Origin of the sequence: Streptomyces sp. NPDC006691 (genome assembly GCF_042869955.1) — a bacterium.
Lineage (GTDB): Bacteria > Actinomycetota > Actinomycetes > Streptomycetales > Streptomycetaceae > Streptomyces.
Genome location: NZ_JBIAGW010000004.1, coordinates 551555 through 567648, shown reverse-complemented (window position 1 = coordinate 567648; position 16094 = coordinate 551555). Strand labels below are relative to the sequence as shown.

Here is a 16094-nt window from a genome sequence, read left to right as displayed (position 1 = left end):
TCACTGCCGATCGTGCGCCATCTCAGCAAGGGGCCGCCGGCAGGACCTTGCGGAGAGCCACCGCACCCGAGTTGGAGTGGCGCATCGCCAGTCGGTGTCGGCGCGTAGTACGCCTTCCGGCCCGGCCGCGCATCGGCTCACGTCGGCAGATCGTGGGCATCGTGGGCTTCGTGGGCGAGGAAGGGAGCAAGGAGCGCGAACAACGCGTCGGGGCGGTCGAGGGGGATGATGTGGCCGCAGTCCTGGAAGTGATGCCCGACCAAGTCATCGGCGATGGACCGGAGTTGGAGTTCGAGCCCGCGGCCGACGGGGTGTGAGCCGACGGCCATGGTGGGCATGGTCAACCGAGCCGTCGCGGCGGCATCCTGGAGCTGCTGTGCGCTGGTGGGCAGGGCCCGGTAGTACGAGAACGCGCAGCGCAGGGCCTCGCTCCCGGTATACGCGTGGACGAAGGCTGCGCGGATGTCGTCCGGTACTCCTCGCCCGAGGGTCCCCGCGTCGAGGAACCAGTCGATGTACGCGGCCTCGTTGCCGGCCAGAACGGTCTCGGCGAGGCCTGGGACGGCGTGGAAACCGAACCACCACGGGACTTCGCCCGCGACGACGTGCTCGGCTCCGGGCAGAGGGCCCAGCAGCGCTTCCATCACGACCAGGCGCCGGACGAGGCCGGGCCGGCGCAGCGCGAGCAGGACGGCCGGAGCCGTGCCGGCGTCGATGCCGACCACCGCTGCCGAGGGCTCGCCCAGGGCGTCGAGGAGCCCTTCGGCGTCGGCGGAGAGGGTGCCGGCGTCGTAACCGTCGACAGCACGTGCACTGGCGCCGAAGCCTCTGAGGTCCGGCGCGATGACCCGGTACTGCTCGGCCAGTTGCCCCATGATGCCGCTCCAGAGCTGCCAGGTGTGCGGGAAGCCGTGCAGCAGGAGAACCGCGGGGCCGTCCCCGGCGATGGCGACGTTGAGCTGGACGCCGTTCGTCACGACGCGGCGCAGTTGGTGTGCGGCGGTGTGCGGCATGATGGATCCTCCGGCTGGTTACCTTTGGTGACCACAGAACGATAAGTAACCGTCCGGCCGCTTCCTAGACGGCACTTTCAGGAAAGGTGGTGAGCCACAGGTGACCACCCGAGGAGCCCCGGCCGCCGGTCACGGGGTACGCGGCGATCTGTTCGATCCCCGCTGCCCGACACGGCAGTTGCTGGATCGCATCGGCACGAAGTGGACGTCCATGGCCGTCAAGACGCTCGCCGATGCCGCACCGGACGAAGTGCGCTTCGCGGAGCTGAGACGCCGAATGCCCGGCGTCTCGCAGAAGATGCTGTCCGTGACTCTGCGAAACCTGACCCGCGACGGATTGGTGTCCCGCCGGGTCGAACCGACCGTCCCGCCACGGGTCTTCTACCGACTCACCGGACTCGGCCTTTCCCTGGAGACCGCGCTTGCGGGGCTGCGGACTTGGGCGGAGGAGCACATGGCCGAGATCGATCGCGCCAACGAAGCCAACGACCGGGAGGTCGATCAGGGATAGGCCGGCCGATCCCGCGTCCAACACCGGTGGCCACCGGTGCCTCGGTCTTCATGCAACCGGCGTTACCCCCTCATACCACCCAGGAGCCTGATACCAACCAGGAGGTGGAGGGGATGCCGTCGGCGCAGCGGCCGTTGACGAAGGACCTGGTGAAGTGTTTGGCGTCGCGCCGCACGCAGCCGTCAATCGGCACGCTCCGAGGACAGCGGTCGGGGTCCCTGAGCCGATCGAGTCTTGCTCCGGCCCGCTGGCGTGCAGTAGTGCGGTCACGTCGGCAGCAACAACGGCACCGGGGCGACAACAATCGTCAGCGCTCGGATGGAGCCTGCGCTTCCAGGTGTCGACGCCCGACCCCAGCCGATGCCGTTCATGGGCGGTCCGCCACGGCGTCCTGGCCGAGGTTGCCGAAGACGCGCGCTACCCACTGATCGAGCTGCTCACCGAAGGCCGCTGCTGAGCCGATGTCGAACGCCGGTATCGGCCCTGCTTCGTCGAGGCCGTAGAAGTAGTCCACATCGGCCCAGCCGCCCCGGAACAGCACCACGGACAGCACAGTGTCTGCCGGGCCGGAGATGAGTACGCCGACGGAGTCGGGATCGCGCACGAGAGTTCTGTCGGTCTCAAGCCGCTGAGGCCACGGTGCGGCTCCGTCCCGCCACGTTGTCTGCCCCACCTCAAGACCGGCCGCCAGCCATCGCACAGCCCTCTCGGAGATTGCTGCGTTTGCCTGGTCGAGATCGATGATGCGCTCCATGAGCGGATCATGCCCGCTTCCGAACTACGGCTCCACTGACTTCCACCGGCGCTGGCGCCGACTGATACGGCGCCGCTGGTCCCGACGACCGACGACGCTGACAGGACTGTCGGCTGTCGGCTGTCGGCTGTCGGCTGTCGGCTGTCGGCTCAGTCCGAGGAATCGGAAGAGTCGCTGTAGTCGGCGGACCCCATGGAACGCCGTGGGTAGGAATCCAGCACGTCCGACACAGCACCTACGCATGCGAGGACCGCGCCGAACGAGGTGAGGACGATGGTGTCGGCATCGGGCAGGACGACAGCCAGCGCGATGTCGATGGCATCCGCATCCCCGGTTACGGTCACCCGGCGTCCGGGGCGCCCCCTTCTGCCTCCGGCATCCTTGACCACCTCAAGGGCGACCGTCACCCCCGTACGCTCCAGGACGAACTCCCGGAGGGGGTGGAGCACGGTATAGCGATACGAGCGGTCCAGGTAGGTGATGCGCAGGGCCCTCGAACGGGACCGGATCGCACGCCGGTTGTAGTCGAATACGACGGGCACACCGTCGACTGTCAGCGAAGTGTTCTCCCGGAAGTCATCGTTCAGGACAAGGGCGCGATAGACAGTCGCCGGCATGTGGTCACCCTGGAGACGCACTTCGGAACCGGGTGAGACCTTCTTCCGCCGCCGGCTGTACTTGGTGCGGCTCGTCGACACCCGGCCGAAACGGCCGGCTATGCCTTCGACCCCCCACTCCGCCTTCGTCGAGTAGGGACGCATCTCGAACTCAAAGCCGGAGGTCTCCTCCTCGAAGCCCGATATCTCTTCCTTGGGATCGCCCGCCCTGCGCTGGAACCTCATCCCCACAGCCTATCGACCCGCGCCCGTGGGACCCGTGGGACAGGAGTCGTCGGTAGATGGGGGTTGGTCGATGCTCAAGTCCACTACGGCGGCGTGGAGTGAGGAGCCGAGGGCCCACTCCCACCATGTGCGGCGATTGTTAGGCTTCGCACCGTGGTTGACGTGGTGGAAGAGGTGCGGATACAGCCGGAGAACCGGGCTGCCGGGATCAGTATGGGCGCGGCCATGGTGGCGGTCATCGTGGCGAGCGGCAGTATGTGGGCTTCTGCGGCGAGTGTCTACATGCCGGCGACGGTCGGCTGGTTCGTGGTGGTGGAGCTGTCCGCGTGGACGGCGATCGTCTCGGGTCATGTGGCCCGTCGCCGCGCCAAGCGCCACCGCCTGCCGGGCCGATGGTGGGCGCTCGCCTCGATCCTGACGGGGTGGGCATGCTCGCTGTACGCGGGTCTTGTCATGGTGGTGGCCATGGGAGTGTTCGCCGGCTTCGCCCTGCTCATCGAAACTCTGCGCTGAACCCGCCGCAGGAACGGGAGTTGGGGAGGAGATCACTGTGTTCGGCAGGAAGAGGGAGGACCCGCAGATCGCCCCTGTGCCCTGGGACACGGAGGGCCCCTTCGTGGTCGGGGATGTGGTGCGCCCGGCCGCCTACCGGCAGAAGGGGTTGAGTGGGCGCCGCGCGGTGCGCATGTCGGTGACTCTCGATGGGGTGCGGTATTTCGCCGCCGCCGCGTACGTCGAGCGACGGGTCCCGGAGGTCCGGTCGTACCAGCTGTACGACGCCAGACGGGCTCAAGAGCTGTTGTGCACCATCGCGCCCGTGAGCGGCGGTGGCGGCGGTGAGCGGTATGAGGTACGGGATCAGGCGGGGCGGGAGCTGGGTCTGGTGTTCCGGACCGCGGCAGCCAAACGCGCGGTGCAGCACGGCTGGTGGCTGCGGCAGCCGGGGCACCCCGACATCGTGGCCCGCTACCACTGGGCCAGAGGCAGCGCCAAGGACATCGCGGCGCGCGGCAGGGAGGCCGGCGTGCGGGGTGCGGGCGGCCTCGTCGCAAGCGTCGCCGACTCCGTGATCACAGGAGACACGGCGGCCGACAGCCGCAGCTCCGTGCGTCCGACCAAGCCGGTCACCTGGTGCGCGGACGACATGGTCGCGTTGACCGCCGGTCACACCCAGGGCATCAAGTCGTACATCCCGCAAGCGAGTTGGCTGGACCGGCGCCTGGCCTTCGCGCTGGCTGTCCTGCGGCAGGACTGACTGATCGCTTCAGAATGAAGCCGTCCACTGAGGCGGCATCGTCGGCCGGGACGGCTTCCGTGGCTGACCGGGCCGCCACCGCGGGACAGCGCTTGTGTGTGACGCGGGAGCGAGGGTTGGCCCGGGGGGAGGTCCCGGCGGGGCTGGTTGGTGCACTGGTGTGTCGGCTTGGGGGCACTGGTGTGTCGGCTTGGGTGCACTGGTGTGTCGGCTTGGGGGCACTGGTGTGTCGGCTTGGGGGCATTGGTGTGTCGGCCCGGCGGCGCCCCTTTGAGCTGGACCTCGGTCCCGGTGGCGGTTCCGGTCATCTGTGGTGACCATGCGGGGGTGAGCGAAGGATGGCCTGGACCTCGATCACCCTGACGGTCCGCCGCCTCACCCGGCCGCCGCCCCGGCTCCCTCGGAAGCGGAGGCAGCACCCCGAAGCCGTGCAGAAATTCGGTGGAACTCCCCTTGAGGGAGAGGCACACTCTCCGGAGAACTGAGCCCAAGGGGAGTTTGCTTGCATGTGTTTGCCTGTTCCGGGTGCGGCACGGAACTGACGGCGCCGGTGTCCCGGGTCGCCCTCCCCGTCCACACCCACCACGGCGGGTGGGAAGAACTCCATCCTCCCCTGATGGAACCCGCGACCTATGCCGTGGACCCCCAGCCCACCGGACCACCCTGGCAGTTGTGGGATGAGGTCGGAGAAGGTACGGCTGCCGGGCAGGGCGTGTACGCGCCGACGTATTCCGTCTCCTTCGGCGCACGGAACAGAACAGTGATCGCCCCGGGTGACTCCCGGAACATGGTTCTGATACCCGAAAAGTGCGAGGGCTACTGCCGGGGTGTGGACGGTCGGGCCGGACCCAACTTGGCCTGCGAAGGGTGCGGGCAGGCCGTGGCAACGCGCGTGGACGACTGCGGATCGTGGCAGACGGTGTGGCTGGAGCCCGAGGCAGTCGTACGACACCACACAGGGCTGTCCACCCTTTCGCCCCCCGACTGGGACGATCTGGAGCACGCCGACCACCGCATCCCACCCGTCGAACCCGACGGAAGGTGGAGCCGCCGCTGGGAAGCCGCACTCGGCGTTGCACTGGCCCACCTCGTGGCAGCCACCGAGGGATGCCCGGTGCTTCTCCCCGCCGGCCCCGTCGCCGAGCTGCTCCGCCATGCCATCGGCCGGTATCTTCCCGCTGGACCGCAGGCCAGGTCTGTCGCACTGGCGGGCCCGGGGATCCGCCCGTCCCACCCCCGCCCCGACATTCTCCTCGTCCCCCGCCACCCCCTCACGGGCGCACCCTGGCGGTCGGACGAGGGGACCGTGGTGCCGCTGGACAGCGGAGTCTGGGCATACCTTGCCCGCCCGGACGAGACCTCACCGCTGCCCGCGACCGGGGTACTCCCCGAGGGCGTCCTGCGCGATGACTACCCCCTGCCTCCGCACCCCCGGTACCCACTGACGCCCCATCACCGAGCCTTCCAGGACACCCTGGCCAGACTGCCTGCCGTACGCTCGCCCCAACTCCTCAGGTATCGCGACATGTGCCGCTAGCACTCCGCCCCAGAGCTCTCTTGAGTGTTGGACATGGCACGGGCACGCACACCGGACCTTCGCCGACCGACCGGGCCCGGACCGGGGTGACCAGGCGTCACCTACTCTTCGCGTCGGACAACCGGACAGAGGGCCCAAGCGCTCCCGCTCCCCGCACAACGACCTCTACCTGTCCTGGAACAACCTTGATCACACTCACCCACCGAAGGGTACGGACACCCTGTCGTCGGCGTCACCAGCGTTTCCGGGCTCCGGAACCGCCTGGACGGGGCTGCCTGGCCCCCTCTCTCTGTGAAGTCTCGATGTCCACGAGGGCGGCGACCGCAGAGCCTGCACCACGCAGCCGTCAACCGTGCCCGGGTGGAGTTGGTCGGTCGACCCCACACGGCCGGCCGGACACGGCCGGACTCAGCCGGACACGGCCAAGGCTGCTTCACAGGCCTCCTATGCTCCCGGTCCCCCCACCCCGGCGAGACCCGCCGCATGGTTCAGGAGGTCCGCATAGATCTCCGGGCGGTCCTTGTCGATGACGGGGTAGCCCGTGCCGAAACCACCGTTCTCCCAGTGGGCCTCGATTCCGGGGTTGGCGCTGTTCGTGCCGTCGTGCAGGAACACGTGCGGGCTACAGGTGACGCGGCCGTCACGGGCCGCCTCGTACTGCGCCATGATCGCCGCCCGCGCCGACCCGCAGTCCAGCGCGCCGGCGAGCGCGTCGACGTCCACCGCGCCCGTCTCCTCGGCGATGTCGAGGATGACGTGGCGCAGGGAGATGCAGCGGCCCTGCGCCCAGAAGGCGCGGCGCAGGGCCAGGTCGAGTTGTTCGCTGGCGTGCCAGCTCTGCGCTTTCGCGGCCTGGACGGCTTCGAGGGCCGCCAGGGTCGTGACCGGGTACGTCCAGTCGGGTCCCTGCCACAGCCGCCAGCCCGCGGCGGGTTCCACGGCACCGAGCACGGAGATCTCCGAGTCGACGCCGGGGCGGGCGTTCACCTCTCGGTTGAACAGCTCCAGCGGGAACGCCCGGAAGTCGAACCGGATGCGGTCCTCCAGGCCGAGCTCGCGCCGCGTCCTGTGCAGCCGGTGCACGGCGACATGCGCGAACGAGCAGTTCAGGTCGGTGAAAACGGCGACCGTGCCGGGGGTCTCGGGCAATCTCGGGTCCGGGGCCCGGGCCGGGGACGGGGCCGCGGCCGGGGATGGGGCCGGGGTCGGGGATGGGGCCGGGGCCGGGGATGGGGATGGGCTCGCGGGCTCGTGCGTCACGGTGCCTCCTGTCGCGTCGGGCGTCATGGTGTCTCTTGTACGCGGATCAGGCCCCACCAGCCCTCGCTGACGCCCCAGTGGAGGTTGCCGGTGCGGTACAGGTAGTCGCCAGGGTGCTGGGCCCGGAAGCGGAGGGTCCGCGTGCTGCCGCAGGCGAGCGCCCCGACCGTTGAGACGTAATGGCCAAGCCCCGTCTCGGAGGCATCCCACAACTGTCCGTGCACGGTGATGCACTGGTTCCGCATCCTCGACGCGCCGATCGCCAGGTGCAGGGCGATCCGGTCGCCGGGCCGGCAGTCCAGGCGCGGGGTCGGCGGCTCGGGGTCACTGAGGACCGGGTCGAGCGGATGCAGCGCCGCCGTGCGGTAGTTGAAGGCCTTCTGGCCCGCGTCGTCAGGGCTGTCCGAGAACAGGTCCTTGACCGGTTGGGTCAGATCACCGTCGTGGTAGAGGCGCAGGCCGTCCTGGCTGACCAGGACCAGTTCCCGTACCGTCTCGGCGTCCGGGCGGCGCACGACGCTGCCCGCACCGGTCCAGCGCTCCCGCCCCGTCCCCGGGTCGTACGGCGTCGCGTCGTGATCCTCGACGACGAGCGCGCCGACCAGACCGCGGCGCATGTGGGAGAGCACGTCGGCGTACGAACGCAGAAGCACGACGCCGGGCTCGCCCGCGAACCAGCGGTAGGTGCGGGCACCGCCCGGCTTGACGGTGCTGTCCTCGTTGCGGCCGACGTGCGTGCCGTCGTCGGTGCGCACGTCGTAGGCGAGCAGGGTGGGGTGCAGCGAGACACGGCCGGAGACGATGCGCGCGCCGGGGTCGTCCTCGGCCATCACCTTCGGGTCGTCGGGATTGGCCGGAGGCGGCCCGTCGAGTTCGTTGATCAGGGTCACCTCGATCCATTCGCCGGCCCGGCAGCGCAGGACCAGGGGCCCGGCCTCGCCGTCGTCGCCGTCGACGGTGTAGACGAGGCCGTACGGATCGGTGCGCCGGTCGCTGTACTCGATGAGGCGGGAGCGGGCGCGCACGGTATACCGGCGGGTGGTTCGCCCGGCGGACAGAGCGCTCGCCGCGTGGGCGCCGGGCAGCGCGGGCAGGTCGTGGCACGGCTCGTCGTGGAGCCGCATCAGGCCCCAGCAGCCGAGCCACAGGTCGTTGCTCGCGGCGAACGACCAGAGGTGGTCACCCGGGCCGAGGTCCTGGGGCAGGGCGAGTTCGGCGACGTTCGAGATGCCGAGGGTCTGCTGGTTGCGCCAGGCGGTGTCGGGACGCCGCGCCCACTCGCGCCAGCGCGCCCCGTGCAGCGTGAAGCTGTGTTGCAGGTCCTGTGAGCCCTGCACGAGGTGCACCCGGACGTCTTCGCCCGGGTAGGCGCGCAGCAACGGGGTGCCCGGGTCGCCGTGCACGGTGCTGGAGAACCAGTCGGCGGGATCGCCGCCCCGCAGGGAGAGCGGCATGGAACGGTAGTTGACGCCCATGACGCCCTGGTCGTCGGGGGCCCCGGGCGCGGGCGGCGGGTTGATGGGGCCACCGTGATGGTCGCCTTCCCCCGTGTGCTGCACCATGGGCACGAAGTCCCCGATGGCCAGCACGAATTCACGGTGTTCGCGCCCGTCGGGCAGGGTGATGACGGCCTGACTGCCGCGCCGCAGGGGCTTGCTGTGGTCGGTGGGCGACACCCAGGCGGCACCCTCCGGTTCGGCGATCAGTGCGCCGAACAAGCCGTGCCGCTGGCGGAAGTTGGCCATCAGGTGGTCGTGGAAGAGGACCGTGCCGAAGGCCTCGTCGACGTGCCAGCGGTAGGTCCAGGAGTTGTACTGGGCGAACGCCTCGTCGCCCTGGTCGCTTGTGGTGGTGCCCGACAGGTAGTTCCAGCCGATCGCGGAGCCGTCGGCGACCAGCGGGTCGTACTTCACCAGGTGGGTGTGCAGGCCGAGTTCGGGCTGGAAGGGCAGCTCGGGGTCGAACGCGGAGCCCTTCTGAGGGCCGGACGGCAGGGCGTTGGTGAGTGTCATCTCCACGATGTCACCCTTGTTGGCGCGGATCACCAGGGGTTCGACAGTGCGCTCCCCCGCGGCGATCTGCCGCTTGAACTCGTCCAGTCCGCCCGCCTCTTGGATCTCCTCCGCGAGCGTGTAGAACATGCCGTTGTGGTCGTGCCAGGTGACGGCGTGCTCGTCCCCGGGGTCGCCCGCGTAGTAGAGCGTCCCGTTCGTGACGACGACGTGGTAGCGGCGTACGGGCGCGCCGGCCGGTCCGACCTTGGTGAACGCCTCGCCCGGCTGAGGGTCGTCCACGAACGCCGCGGCTTCCAGGGCGGTGGGCTCGCGGCCCATGCCCGACGGCTGTAGCGGGGTGCGCGGCGGGCGCGGGTTCTTCTGCGGGTAGTGCGCCGCGTCCGCCATGAAGCCCGGGAATCCGGGGTGGCCGGGCGTGGGGCGCGGCGGCGGCGCGCGGTGCGGGAGGGGGGTGAGCGCGCGGATGCGGCGGCCGTCGGGATAACTCCCGCTGCCGTCCTGGAGTGTGTCGAAGATCCGGAACATTCCCCACATGCCCATCATGAAGTGGACGTACATGTGGCAGTGCCAGATGGAATCGCCGACCGCGCCCTGCCGGGAGCCGAGCCCGCCGATCAGGTTCAGCGTCCTGCCCTCCTGCGGGCTGATGCTGACGGAGTCCACGATCGGCGAGTTCTCGTCGTCCGGGTCGACGTGCCACTGGTGCAGGTGCGTGTGGAAGACGTGGGTGTCACGCATGCCGCCGTGCAGGAGCCTGATGACCGCCGGGTCGCCCGAGTAGCCCGGCAGGACCGGCGTCGACGGGTCGCCGAACATCCACGAGCTGTGGTGCATCTCCTCGCCGTAGACCTTGTCGCGCACCGGGTCGAGTTCGCCGGCGTCGAGCATCTTCTGGTAGCGGTACATCCGCCAGTCCATCGGCTCGATGCGCAGATTCACCGGCAGCATCGCGTTGTTGGGGGGCGTCAGGTCGTCCGGGGTGTCGGACTCGTCCGGCGCGCCGGCGGGCGATCCGGGTCCGGCGAGACGTCGGACCACCGGCATCCCGTGCCCGTCCCGGCTGCCGCCCTCTCCGCCGTGGCTCGGCATCCCCGGCATCCCCGGCATCGGCATGCCCGACATCGGAGGCGTCACCGGGTTGTCGTTGCTCGGGTACTCCATCATCACGACCACGTATTCGCGGAAGCTGCGGTGCTCCAGGTGTACGTCCGCGTACAGGCCGGCGTCGAGCCGGCCGCCGGTCTCCGGGTCGGTCCAGGTGGCGCCGGGCGGCTCGACGACGAGCGCGCCGATCATGCCGTGGCTCTGCGTCCCCTCGCCACGAGCGTCGGCCAGGTCGCCGAAGTGGAAGACGCCCTCGTGCTCGGCGACCCACTCGTACACACGACTCTCGCCGGGCGCGACGCTGCTGTCGGGGTTGGCCCCGGCGGCGAGGCCGTCCATGGTGCGGGCGTCGTAACGCACACCCTGCATGGTGATGCCCGCCGGGCGCTGCAACTCGTTGCTCAGACGCACCCGCAGGCGCTCGCCGCGGCGCACGCGCAGGACGAGCGGCCGGGCGAGGGGGTGCGGCTTGGGCACCCGGTCGGGTTCGTCCAGGTAACTGGGGAAGACTACGGGCCAGTTCGCCCGCACTTCGCGCAGTTCCTCGGCATCCTGTTCCAGGACGAACAGGGCGCCATTGCGGTCGTGGTCACCGAACTCGTTGTAGGCGATGGGCACTTGGAGCGCTACGACGTCGTACGTGCGGACCGGGTGCCCGTCCCGTGTCTCCTCGGCTGGGATCAGTTCCGTGCTCATGTGGTGTAGTCCCCCGTCGTTGTCGGAATGCGGCTCAGGGCCGGGTGGTGTGATCGAAGCGGGCGATCGTGTGGTCTCCGGAGACCACCTCGCCCTTCCAGCGGTAGACCTGCCCGAAGCTTCCGGCGGACGTGTCCCCCCGGTGTCGCCTGCTGAAAGTGACCGCGATCCGGTCGCCCCGCCGCACCGGCACCGGCTCCCTGACCGGCACGTAGGCGTGCTTCCAGCTGTCCGACGTCGTGCGCGTCCGGGCACCGCCGCCGGTGACGCCGTCGCACGCGATGTCGTCACCGCAGATGTCGTCACCGGAGATGTCCAGGGCGACGGTGTCGGACAGGGTGGCGACGAAGTAGCCCTGGAATCCGGTGAAAAGCCCGTCGCGCTGCACCGTGTACACCAACTCGCACGCGTACTGCGTGTGTTGCCCGTTCACGTGGTCCGCGTCCTGGAATCCGTACCGGCGTAGGAGGCGTGGGGCGGCCAGCCGCGTCGCGGCCGGGATGACCGTGTCGTAGTAGAGGTCGAACGCGTCGCGCGCGCCGCGGGCACGCAGCATCGCCGCGAACTCCACCCGTCCACCGGAGTCCTGGGGCGCGCCGTCGCGCAGCTGGGCATGGGCGCTCTCGGCGGCCACCGGGACGAGGTAGCTTTCCACGGTCCTCGGCAGCATCGCGCCGCCGGGGCGCAGGAAGCGGCGGCGGGCGTCGTCGAGGATCGCGACACAGTTCTCGTTGTCCGCGAGGTTGCCCAGGATCTCCGAGATGACGATGTCCGCCGGCTCGGGCAGCCGGAGGTCGAAGGAGTGCCCGGCGAGCGGCCGGAAACGGTCCCCGAATCCGGCGTCGCGAAGGCGCTGGGACGCGGTGTCCAGAACCTGCTCGTTCAGGTCGATGCCGTACACGCGGGCGGCCCCGGCCTCCAGCGCCCACTGGGCGAGGATGCCGGTGCCAGTCCCGAGGTCGAGAACGGTGTCCCCGGGACGCACGGCCTCGCTGATCGCGGCCCGGTAGGCGTCCATGCGAAGGCGGTCGCCGAGCATCAGGTCGTGGAAGCCGTCGTCCCAGTCCAGGAGTTGCTCGGAAGCGGGAAGCCAGACCTGCTCCGGTTCGTAGAACTGGCCGACTACGCCCGCCCGGTGGACGGTCAGCGCATCGGCCGCCGGCCCGGCGACCGGGCAGCCGGTCGCCAGGTCGAAGCCGGTGCGGTGCAGCGGGCATGTGATGCGCAGCGTACGGGAGTTGACGTACCCGTGGACGAGGCGGCCCTTGCGGTGGGTGCAGGCCGCGTCGATCACGAACTCCTTGCCCGCGACACGGACCCGCAGCCGGTCACCGGTCAGTTCTTCGAGCACCGCCTCGTTCACGCCGCCTCCTTCGCGCGCTCGACGGCCGCGTCGAACGCGCCGCCGATCAGCTCGGACAGGAGCACCGCCCCGACCCACACCTTGGCCGGATCGAGGCCGCGCGCCGCCTCGTACTCCTTGATGGCCAGCTGCATCTCCTCCATGTGGAAGGTGTCGATGTGCAGGTGCTCGGTGTAGTAGCGCCCGTTGGAGACGCCGAGCCGTGCGCAGGCCCTGGCCTGGATGGTGAAGGCATGGGGGATGCTGGCCTCCAGGTAGGCCAGACCGCCCAGGAAGTACTCGACGTGCTCCGCGCGCTGGGTGAGCCAGTAGAAGACGTTCAGGAAGTGGTAGGTCTCGTCGGCGGTGGTGTCCAGGAAGCTCTCCAGGTCCTGGGGCAGACCGAGTTCGGCGAGGAGGTCCAGGTACAGCTGGGAATGGGCCTGCTGGAGGTTGCCGCAGCCGAACTCGTCGATGAGGACGCGCATCACGGCCATCTGCGCCCTGATCGGCAGGCGCGGGATCGCCGGGAAGAAGTTCTGCGCCTCGGTGAGCCCGTCCAGCGCGAACTCTCTTACCACGTACGTGAGTTGGTCGAGCGTGGCCTTTTCGGCGAGGTAGCTTCCCGCGGGGCTGCCCGCGCGCTCCTCCGCGAGCAGTCCATCGAGGCGACGTCGCCAGTCGGCCCGGGAGGCGACGGGCGGGGCGTCCGCTGTGATCCGGGCGACCAGTAAGTGGATCCAGTCCGCTTCCAGTTCCTCGATCGCCGCGACGGCCGCGCTGGTAGGTCGGCAGCGGTTGAGCAGGAACAGGCGCTTGGGCGCGCTGTCGGTGGACCGTGGTGCGGGCATCATGCCGGTATCCCCCTGTCCGGCCGGGGCACTTGGCCGGCCATGCGGAGCACTTCCCTGTCCGACCGGAGCACTCCGCGCTGCATCAGTTCGGTTTTGAGCGCACGGAACCAGTCGTCCCGGTCCAGACCGTACTTTTCGCACGCCTCCTTCAACGCGGCCGCGCCCTGCTCGCCAGGATCGGCGAACAGGGCGGCACACAGGGCGGGTTCGACGTTGGCGAGGGCGAGCACGCACCCGTCGACGGGGCCCGCGTCCAGGAGCAGATGCTCAAGCCCCTGCGCCACGGGCACACCCGGCCGGGCCGCGATCAGCTCCTGCGTGGAACCCCTCACGCCCGTCGAGTCCTTGACGCCCGCCACCCCCGGGATGCGGCAGATGCGCAGCAGGGTGTCGAGCCCGATGACGTTCTGCGACACGGCGCACTCGTGGTAGACGACCACCGGAAGACCGGTGGCCCCCGCGATGCGCTCGTAGTGCCGGTACATATCGTCCTGAGACACCCTCGTGCCGTACGGAGTCGTGGCCACCACCGCTTCGGCGCCCAGCACTTCGGCGCTTCGGGCCCGGTCGACGACCTCGTCCGTGGTGGGCCGCAGGATGCCCGCGAGCACCGGGAGCCCGTCCGCGCAGGCGACGACGGCCGCCACCACGGTGCGCCACTGACGGTCCGTCAACAACCCGCCCTCCCCCGTACTGAGGGCGGGAAGCAGAGCGTCGACGCCCGGCCGCAGCGAGGCGACCAGGCGCGCCACACTCGCCCCGTCCACCTCGCCGTTGTCCGTGACCGGCGTCACCAGGGGCACCGTCACGCCGGCCAGCAGGCGCCGCGGGCCGCTCACAGGGCGCCGGCCGGGATGCGCAGGACCAGGGATTGCCGGTAGAGGACTTCGAGTGGCTCCGGGAACGCCGGCTCGGGTCCGACGACCGGGTCCGGGGCCCGCACCGGCAGCGCGCCGTGCCCCAACAGCCGCTCGCTCACCGTGTGCAGCAGGCCCTCGCGGTTGTGGACCATGCCGAGCAACAGGCGCTCGTGCATGGGCAGATGATCTGGTGCATCGGCCTCCGTGCCGCGCCGCACGTCGGCCTCGTCGTATCCGACGCGTTCTATGTCCATGACGGTGTGGAGGTGGTCCATGAACGGGTAGTAGGCGTCCTGGAGTTCACGGCTGTAGCCCCAGATGACGTCGTCGCAGCGGCCGACCTGCTCCAGGCTCATCACCAGATGCCCCGAGCAGCGGGCGACGAAGAAGGCCTTGCAGGCGCGGCGTACCTCGTCGTCGGCGCTGTTCATTCCGAGGAACAGTGCGGCGTCCGCGTACTCCGCGGTGAAGGAGCCGTCAGCGGCCATGGCGTTCGACCACCTCGCGCATCCGCACCATCGCCTCGGCGAATATCCGCGGCTCGCGCGCGAGCGCGAACCGGGCGTAGGCCTCGCCCTTGTCGGGCTGGCTCCAGTAGAAGAACCGCCCCGGCAGGATGTAGACCTCCTCCTCGCTGAGGATCTTCTGCAGTTCGCTGGCCGTCAGCTCGGGGTGGTTGATCTTCGCCCAGGCGACGCTCACCGGCGCGACCGGCTCCTGGTACTCCAGGATGGTGCCGTCGAGCGCCTTGCGGATGGACTCACGGTTCACGGTGAGCACCTCGCGCACGGAGCCGAGACGGTCCCGGGCGGCGTCCTCGACGTATTGCGTGAGCATGTTCAGGACGAATGGCGAGACGTTCAGCAGGACGCTCGTGTGCAGGTTGTATACGTCCTCACGGATGTCGTCGCTGGCAGTGATCATGGCGCACTTGGCGTCCTGCACGGGCCAGGTCTTGCCGGTGTCCTCGATGGCGAGGTAGGAGACGCCGGAGGACTCCAGGAGTTCGTAGACGTCGAACCGCGCGAGGCCCGGTTCGAAGAGCGTGAAGGAAGCGAAGCAGAAGTCGACGATCAGGAGCTTGTTGTGGTCCTTGCAGAACCGGACGACCTCTTCGAAGCCCTTGCGCCCGTACTGGAGCAGGGTGAATCCGGTGGGGTTGTTCGGGTCGACGAGGAACAGTGCGTCGGTACGGACCTTCCGCTTGAGCTCGGCGTAGATGCGGTCCGGGTCGTGGAGCGCGGATTCCTCGATGGGGTACATCGGTACGCCCATGTTCGCCAGGACGTCGTAGAGGTTGTCGAAGCACGGCTCGACGAGCGTGACGGACTTGCGGTGCCGCTTGAGGAACATCCCGGCGACCATCGTCGAGATCGACGCGGCGTACGAGAGGAGGGTCTTGTTCTTCGCGAGCGCCGTGGGCTGGCGGTGCAGACGGAAGAACGCCTCGGTGAACCGCTGTTCGTACGTCGCCTGGAGCCCCTCTTCCGCCTCGTACCAGAGCTCGGGCAGGCGGGCGACGATCTCGCGCTGGGCGGCCGACTGCCGCTGGTGGGTGTGGGCGTCTGCGAGATTGAACCTGGTGCGCAGTGCCTGGATCTCGTGCTGGGTCAGATCGAGCAGCTCGGAGCTGTCCAAGCCGGTCGCGGTGCTGTGCGGGTTCATGCTTCCTCCGGTCAGATGCAGATCAGATGCAGAGGTGCCATGGGGAATGCGCACGCAGAACCTCACCGGCGCCCCATGCCGGGACGTCGGAGCTCTGAGATGGAAGTCAGCGAAGGCGGGCAGAGGCCGTCATGCGGCCACGGACCTGCCGCGCGGGTGCACGATGGTCCGGGTGCTGTGTCTTCCCGGAAAGCGGCCCCGGGCCCCGGCCGGACATGCCGATCGGCCGGGTTGCGGGACGGGCGTCGCGAGGCACTTCCGAGTGCGCGCGGTAAACGGCGGCGTCAGCCTCTTCCTGGCCTGACCGAGAGCGCTGTGCGCGGTCGACGGCGGCCCACTCCGGCACACAGCACGGAACGTGGACGGCCCCTGAGTCCAGTCATGTT

The 16094-nt window shown here is 69.5% G+C and carries 14 protein-coding genes; 4 read left to right on the top strand and 10 right to left on the bottom strand.

The features are described 5' to 3' along the window. Nucleotides 1-137: 137 nt before the first annotated feature. Nucleotides 138-1013: an alpha/beta fold hydrolase gene (locus tag ACFYNP_RS12710; RefSeq protein WP_388785102.1), complete on the bottom strand. Its 876-nt coding sequence runs from the start codon at nucleotides 1011-1013 to the stop codon at nucleotides 138-140. 100 nt (nucleotides 1014-1113) lie between these two features. Between ACFYNP_RS12710 and ACFYNP_RS12705 the strand changes: the two genes are divergently transcribed. Continuing rightward, nucleotides 1114-1524, top strand: coding sequence for a winged helix-turn-helix transcriptional regulator (locus ACFYNP_RS12705; protein WP_388419497.1), 411 nt, complete (start codon nucleotides 1114-1116; stop codon nucleotides 1522-1524). Between the two features lie 367 nt (nucleotides 1525-1891). On the opposite strand, the gene ACFYNP_RS12700 is transcribed toward ACFYNP_RS12705, so the two are convergent. Together ACFYNP_RS12700 and ACFYNP_RS12695 are read right to left on the bottom strand one after the other, a co-directional pair. Continuing rightward, nucleotides 1892-2278 carry a hypothetical protein gene (locus tag ACFYNP_RS12700; protein WP_388785101.1) on the bottom strand — a complete coding sequence of 129 codons (387 nt, stop codon included), beginning with the start codon at nucleotides 2276-2278 and terminating at the stop codon, nucleotides 1892-1894. 149 nt (nucleotides 2279-2427) lie between these two features. Continuing rightward, nucleotides 2428-3120, bottom strand: coding sequence for a hypothetical protein (locus tag ACFYNP_RS12695; RefSeq protein WP_388785099.1), 693 nt, complete (start codon nucleotides 3118-3120; stop codon nucleotides 2428-2430). A 153-nt stretch (nucleotides 3121-3273) separates the two neighbouring features. Here ACFYNP_RS12695 and ACFYNP_RS12690 point away from each other — a divergent pair, with 153 nt between their 5' ends. From ACFYNP_RS12690 to ACFYNP_RS12680, 3 genes are all read left to right on the top strand, one after another. Beyond that, entirely contained in the window at nucleotides 3274-3633 is a 360-nt protein-coding gene (locus ACFYNP_RS12690; RefSeq protein ID WP_388785097.1) for a DUF4190 domain-containing protein, read from the top strand. A gap of 37 nt (nucleotides 3634-3670) precedes the next feature. Further along, on the top strand, nucleotides 3671-4375 hold the full coding sequence (locus tag ACFYNP_RS12685; protein ID WP_388419504.1) for a hypothetical protein: 705 nt from the start codon (nucleotides 3671-3673) through the stop codon (nucleotides 4373-4375). Nucleotides 4376-5255: 880 nt separating this feature from the next. Further along, nucleotides 5256-5912 carry a hypothetical protein gene (locus tag ACFYNP_RS12680; RefSeq protein WP_388785096.1) on the top strand — a complete coding sequence of 219 codons (657 nt, stop codon included), beginning with the start codon at nucleotides 5256-5258 and terminating at the stop codon, nucleotides 5910-5912. A 444-nt stretch (nucleotides 5913-6356) separates the two neighbouring features. Here the strand turns inward: ACFYNP_RS12680 and ACFYNP_RS12675 are convergent, their stop codons facing one another. The 7 genes from ACFYNP_RS12675 to ACFYNP_RS12645 all read right to left on the bottom strand — a co-directional run bounded on the left by ACFYNP_RS12675 (nucleotide 6357) and on the right by ACFYNP_RS12645 (nucleotide 15708). Next, entirely contained in the window at nucleotides 6357-7061 is a 705-nt protein-coding gene (locus ACFYNP_RS12675) for a DsbA family protein (RefSeq protein ID WP_388785094.1), read from the bottom strand. Nucleotides 7062-7195: 134 nt separating this feature from the next. Continuing rightward, nucleotides 7196-10987, bottom strand: coding sequence for a multicopper oxidase domain-containing protein (locus ACFYNP_RS12670; RefSeq protein WP_388785092.1), 3792 nt, complete (start codon nucleotides 10985-10987; stop codon nucleotides 7196-7198). 34 nt (nucleotides 10988-11021) lie between these two features. After that, nucleotides 11022-12350 (bottom strand): methyltransferase domain-containing protein, encoded by a 1329-nt coding sequence (locus ACFYNP_RS12665; protein ID WP_388785091.1) that lies wholly within the window; start codon nucleotides 12348-12350, stop codon nucleotides 11022-11024. Beyond that, nucleotides 12347-13183: an iron-containing redox enzyme family protein gene (locus ACFYNP_RS12660; protein WP_388785090.1), complete on the bottom strand. Its 837-nt coding sequence runs from the start codon at nucleotides 13181-13183 to the stop codon at nucleotides 12347-12349. The genes ACFYNP_RS12665 and ACFYNP_RS12660 overlap by 4 nt, the downstream gene beginning before the upstream one ends. Then, nucleotides 13180-13992 carry a dihydrodipicolinate synthase family protein gene (locus ACFYNP_RS12655; RefSeq protein WP_388785089.1) on the bottom strand — a complete coding sequence of 271 codons (813 nt, stop codon included), beginning with the start codon at nucleotides 13990-13992 and terminating at the stop codon, nucleotides 13180-13182. Before ACFYNP_RS12655 ends, ACFYNP_RS12660 begins: the two co-directional genes overlap by 4 nt. A gap of 26 nt (nucleotides 13993-14018) precedes the next feature. Beyond that, entirely contained in the window at nucleotides 14019-14531 is a 513-nt protein-coding gene (locus tag ACFYNP_RS12650; RefSeq protein ID WP_388785088.1) for a DUF6190 family protein, read from the bottom strand. Next, on the bottom strand, nucleotides 14521-15708 hold the full coding sequence (locus tag ACFYNP_RS12645) for an aminotransferase class I/II-fold pyridoxal phosphate-dependent enzyme (RefSeq protein WP_388785087.1): 1188 nt from the start codon (nucleotides 15706-15708) through the stop codon (nucleotides 14521-14523). The genes ACFYNP_RS12650 and ACFYNP_RS12645 overlap by 11 nt, the downstream gene beginning before the upstream one ends. Between the last annotated feature and the right edge of the window lie 386 nt (nucleotides 15709-16094).

What these genes read in the sequence shown, in the direction of transcription:
- ACFYNP_RS12710 (WP_388785102.1), bottom strand. Translation starts at nt 1,013, where the DNA reads ATGCCGCACACCGCCGCACACCAACTGCGCCGCGTCGTGACGAACGGC.
- ACFYNP_RS12700 (WP_388785101.1), bottom strand. Translation starts at nt 2,278, where the DNA reads ATGGAGCGCATCATCGATCTCGACCAGGCAAACGCAGCAATCTCCGAG.
- ACFYNP_RS12695 (WP_388785099.1), bottom strand. Translation starts at nt 3,120, where the DNA reads ATGAGGTTCCAGCGCAGGGCGGGCGATCCCAAGGAAGAGATATCGGGC.
- ACFYNP_RS12670 (WP_388785092.1), bottom strand. Translation starts at nt 10,987, where the DNA reads ATGAGCACGGAACTGATCCCAGCCGAGGAGACACGGGACGGGCACCCG.
- ACFYNP_RS12660 (WP_388785090.1), bottom strand. Translation starts at nt 13,183, where the DNA reads ATGATGCCCGCACCACGGTCCACCGACAGCGCGCCCAAGCGCCTGTTC.
- ACFYNP_RS12650 (WP_388785088.1), bottom strand. Translation starts at nt 14,531, where the DNA reads ATGGCCGCTGACGGCTCCTTCACCGCGGAGTACGCGGACGCCGCACTG.
- ACFYNP_RS12645 (WP_388785087.1), bottom strand. Translation starts at nt 15,708, where the DNA reads ATGAACCCGCACAGCACCGCGACCGGCTTGGACAGCTCCGAGCTGCTC.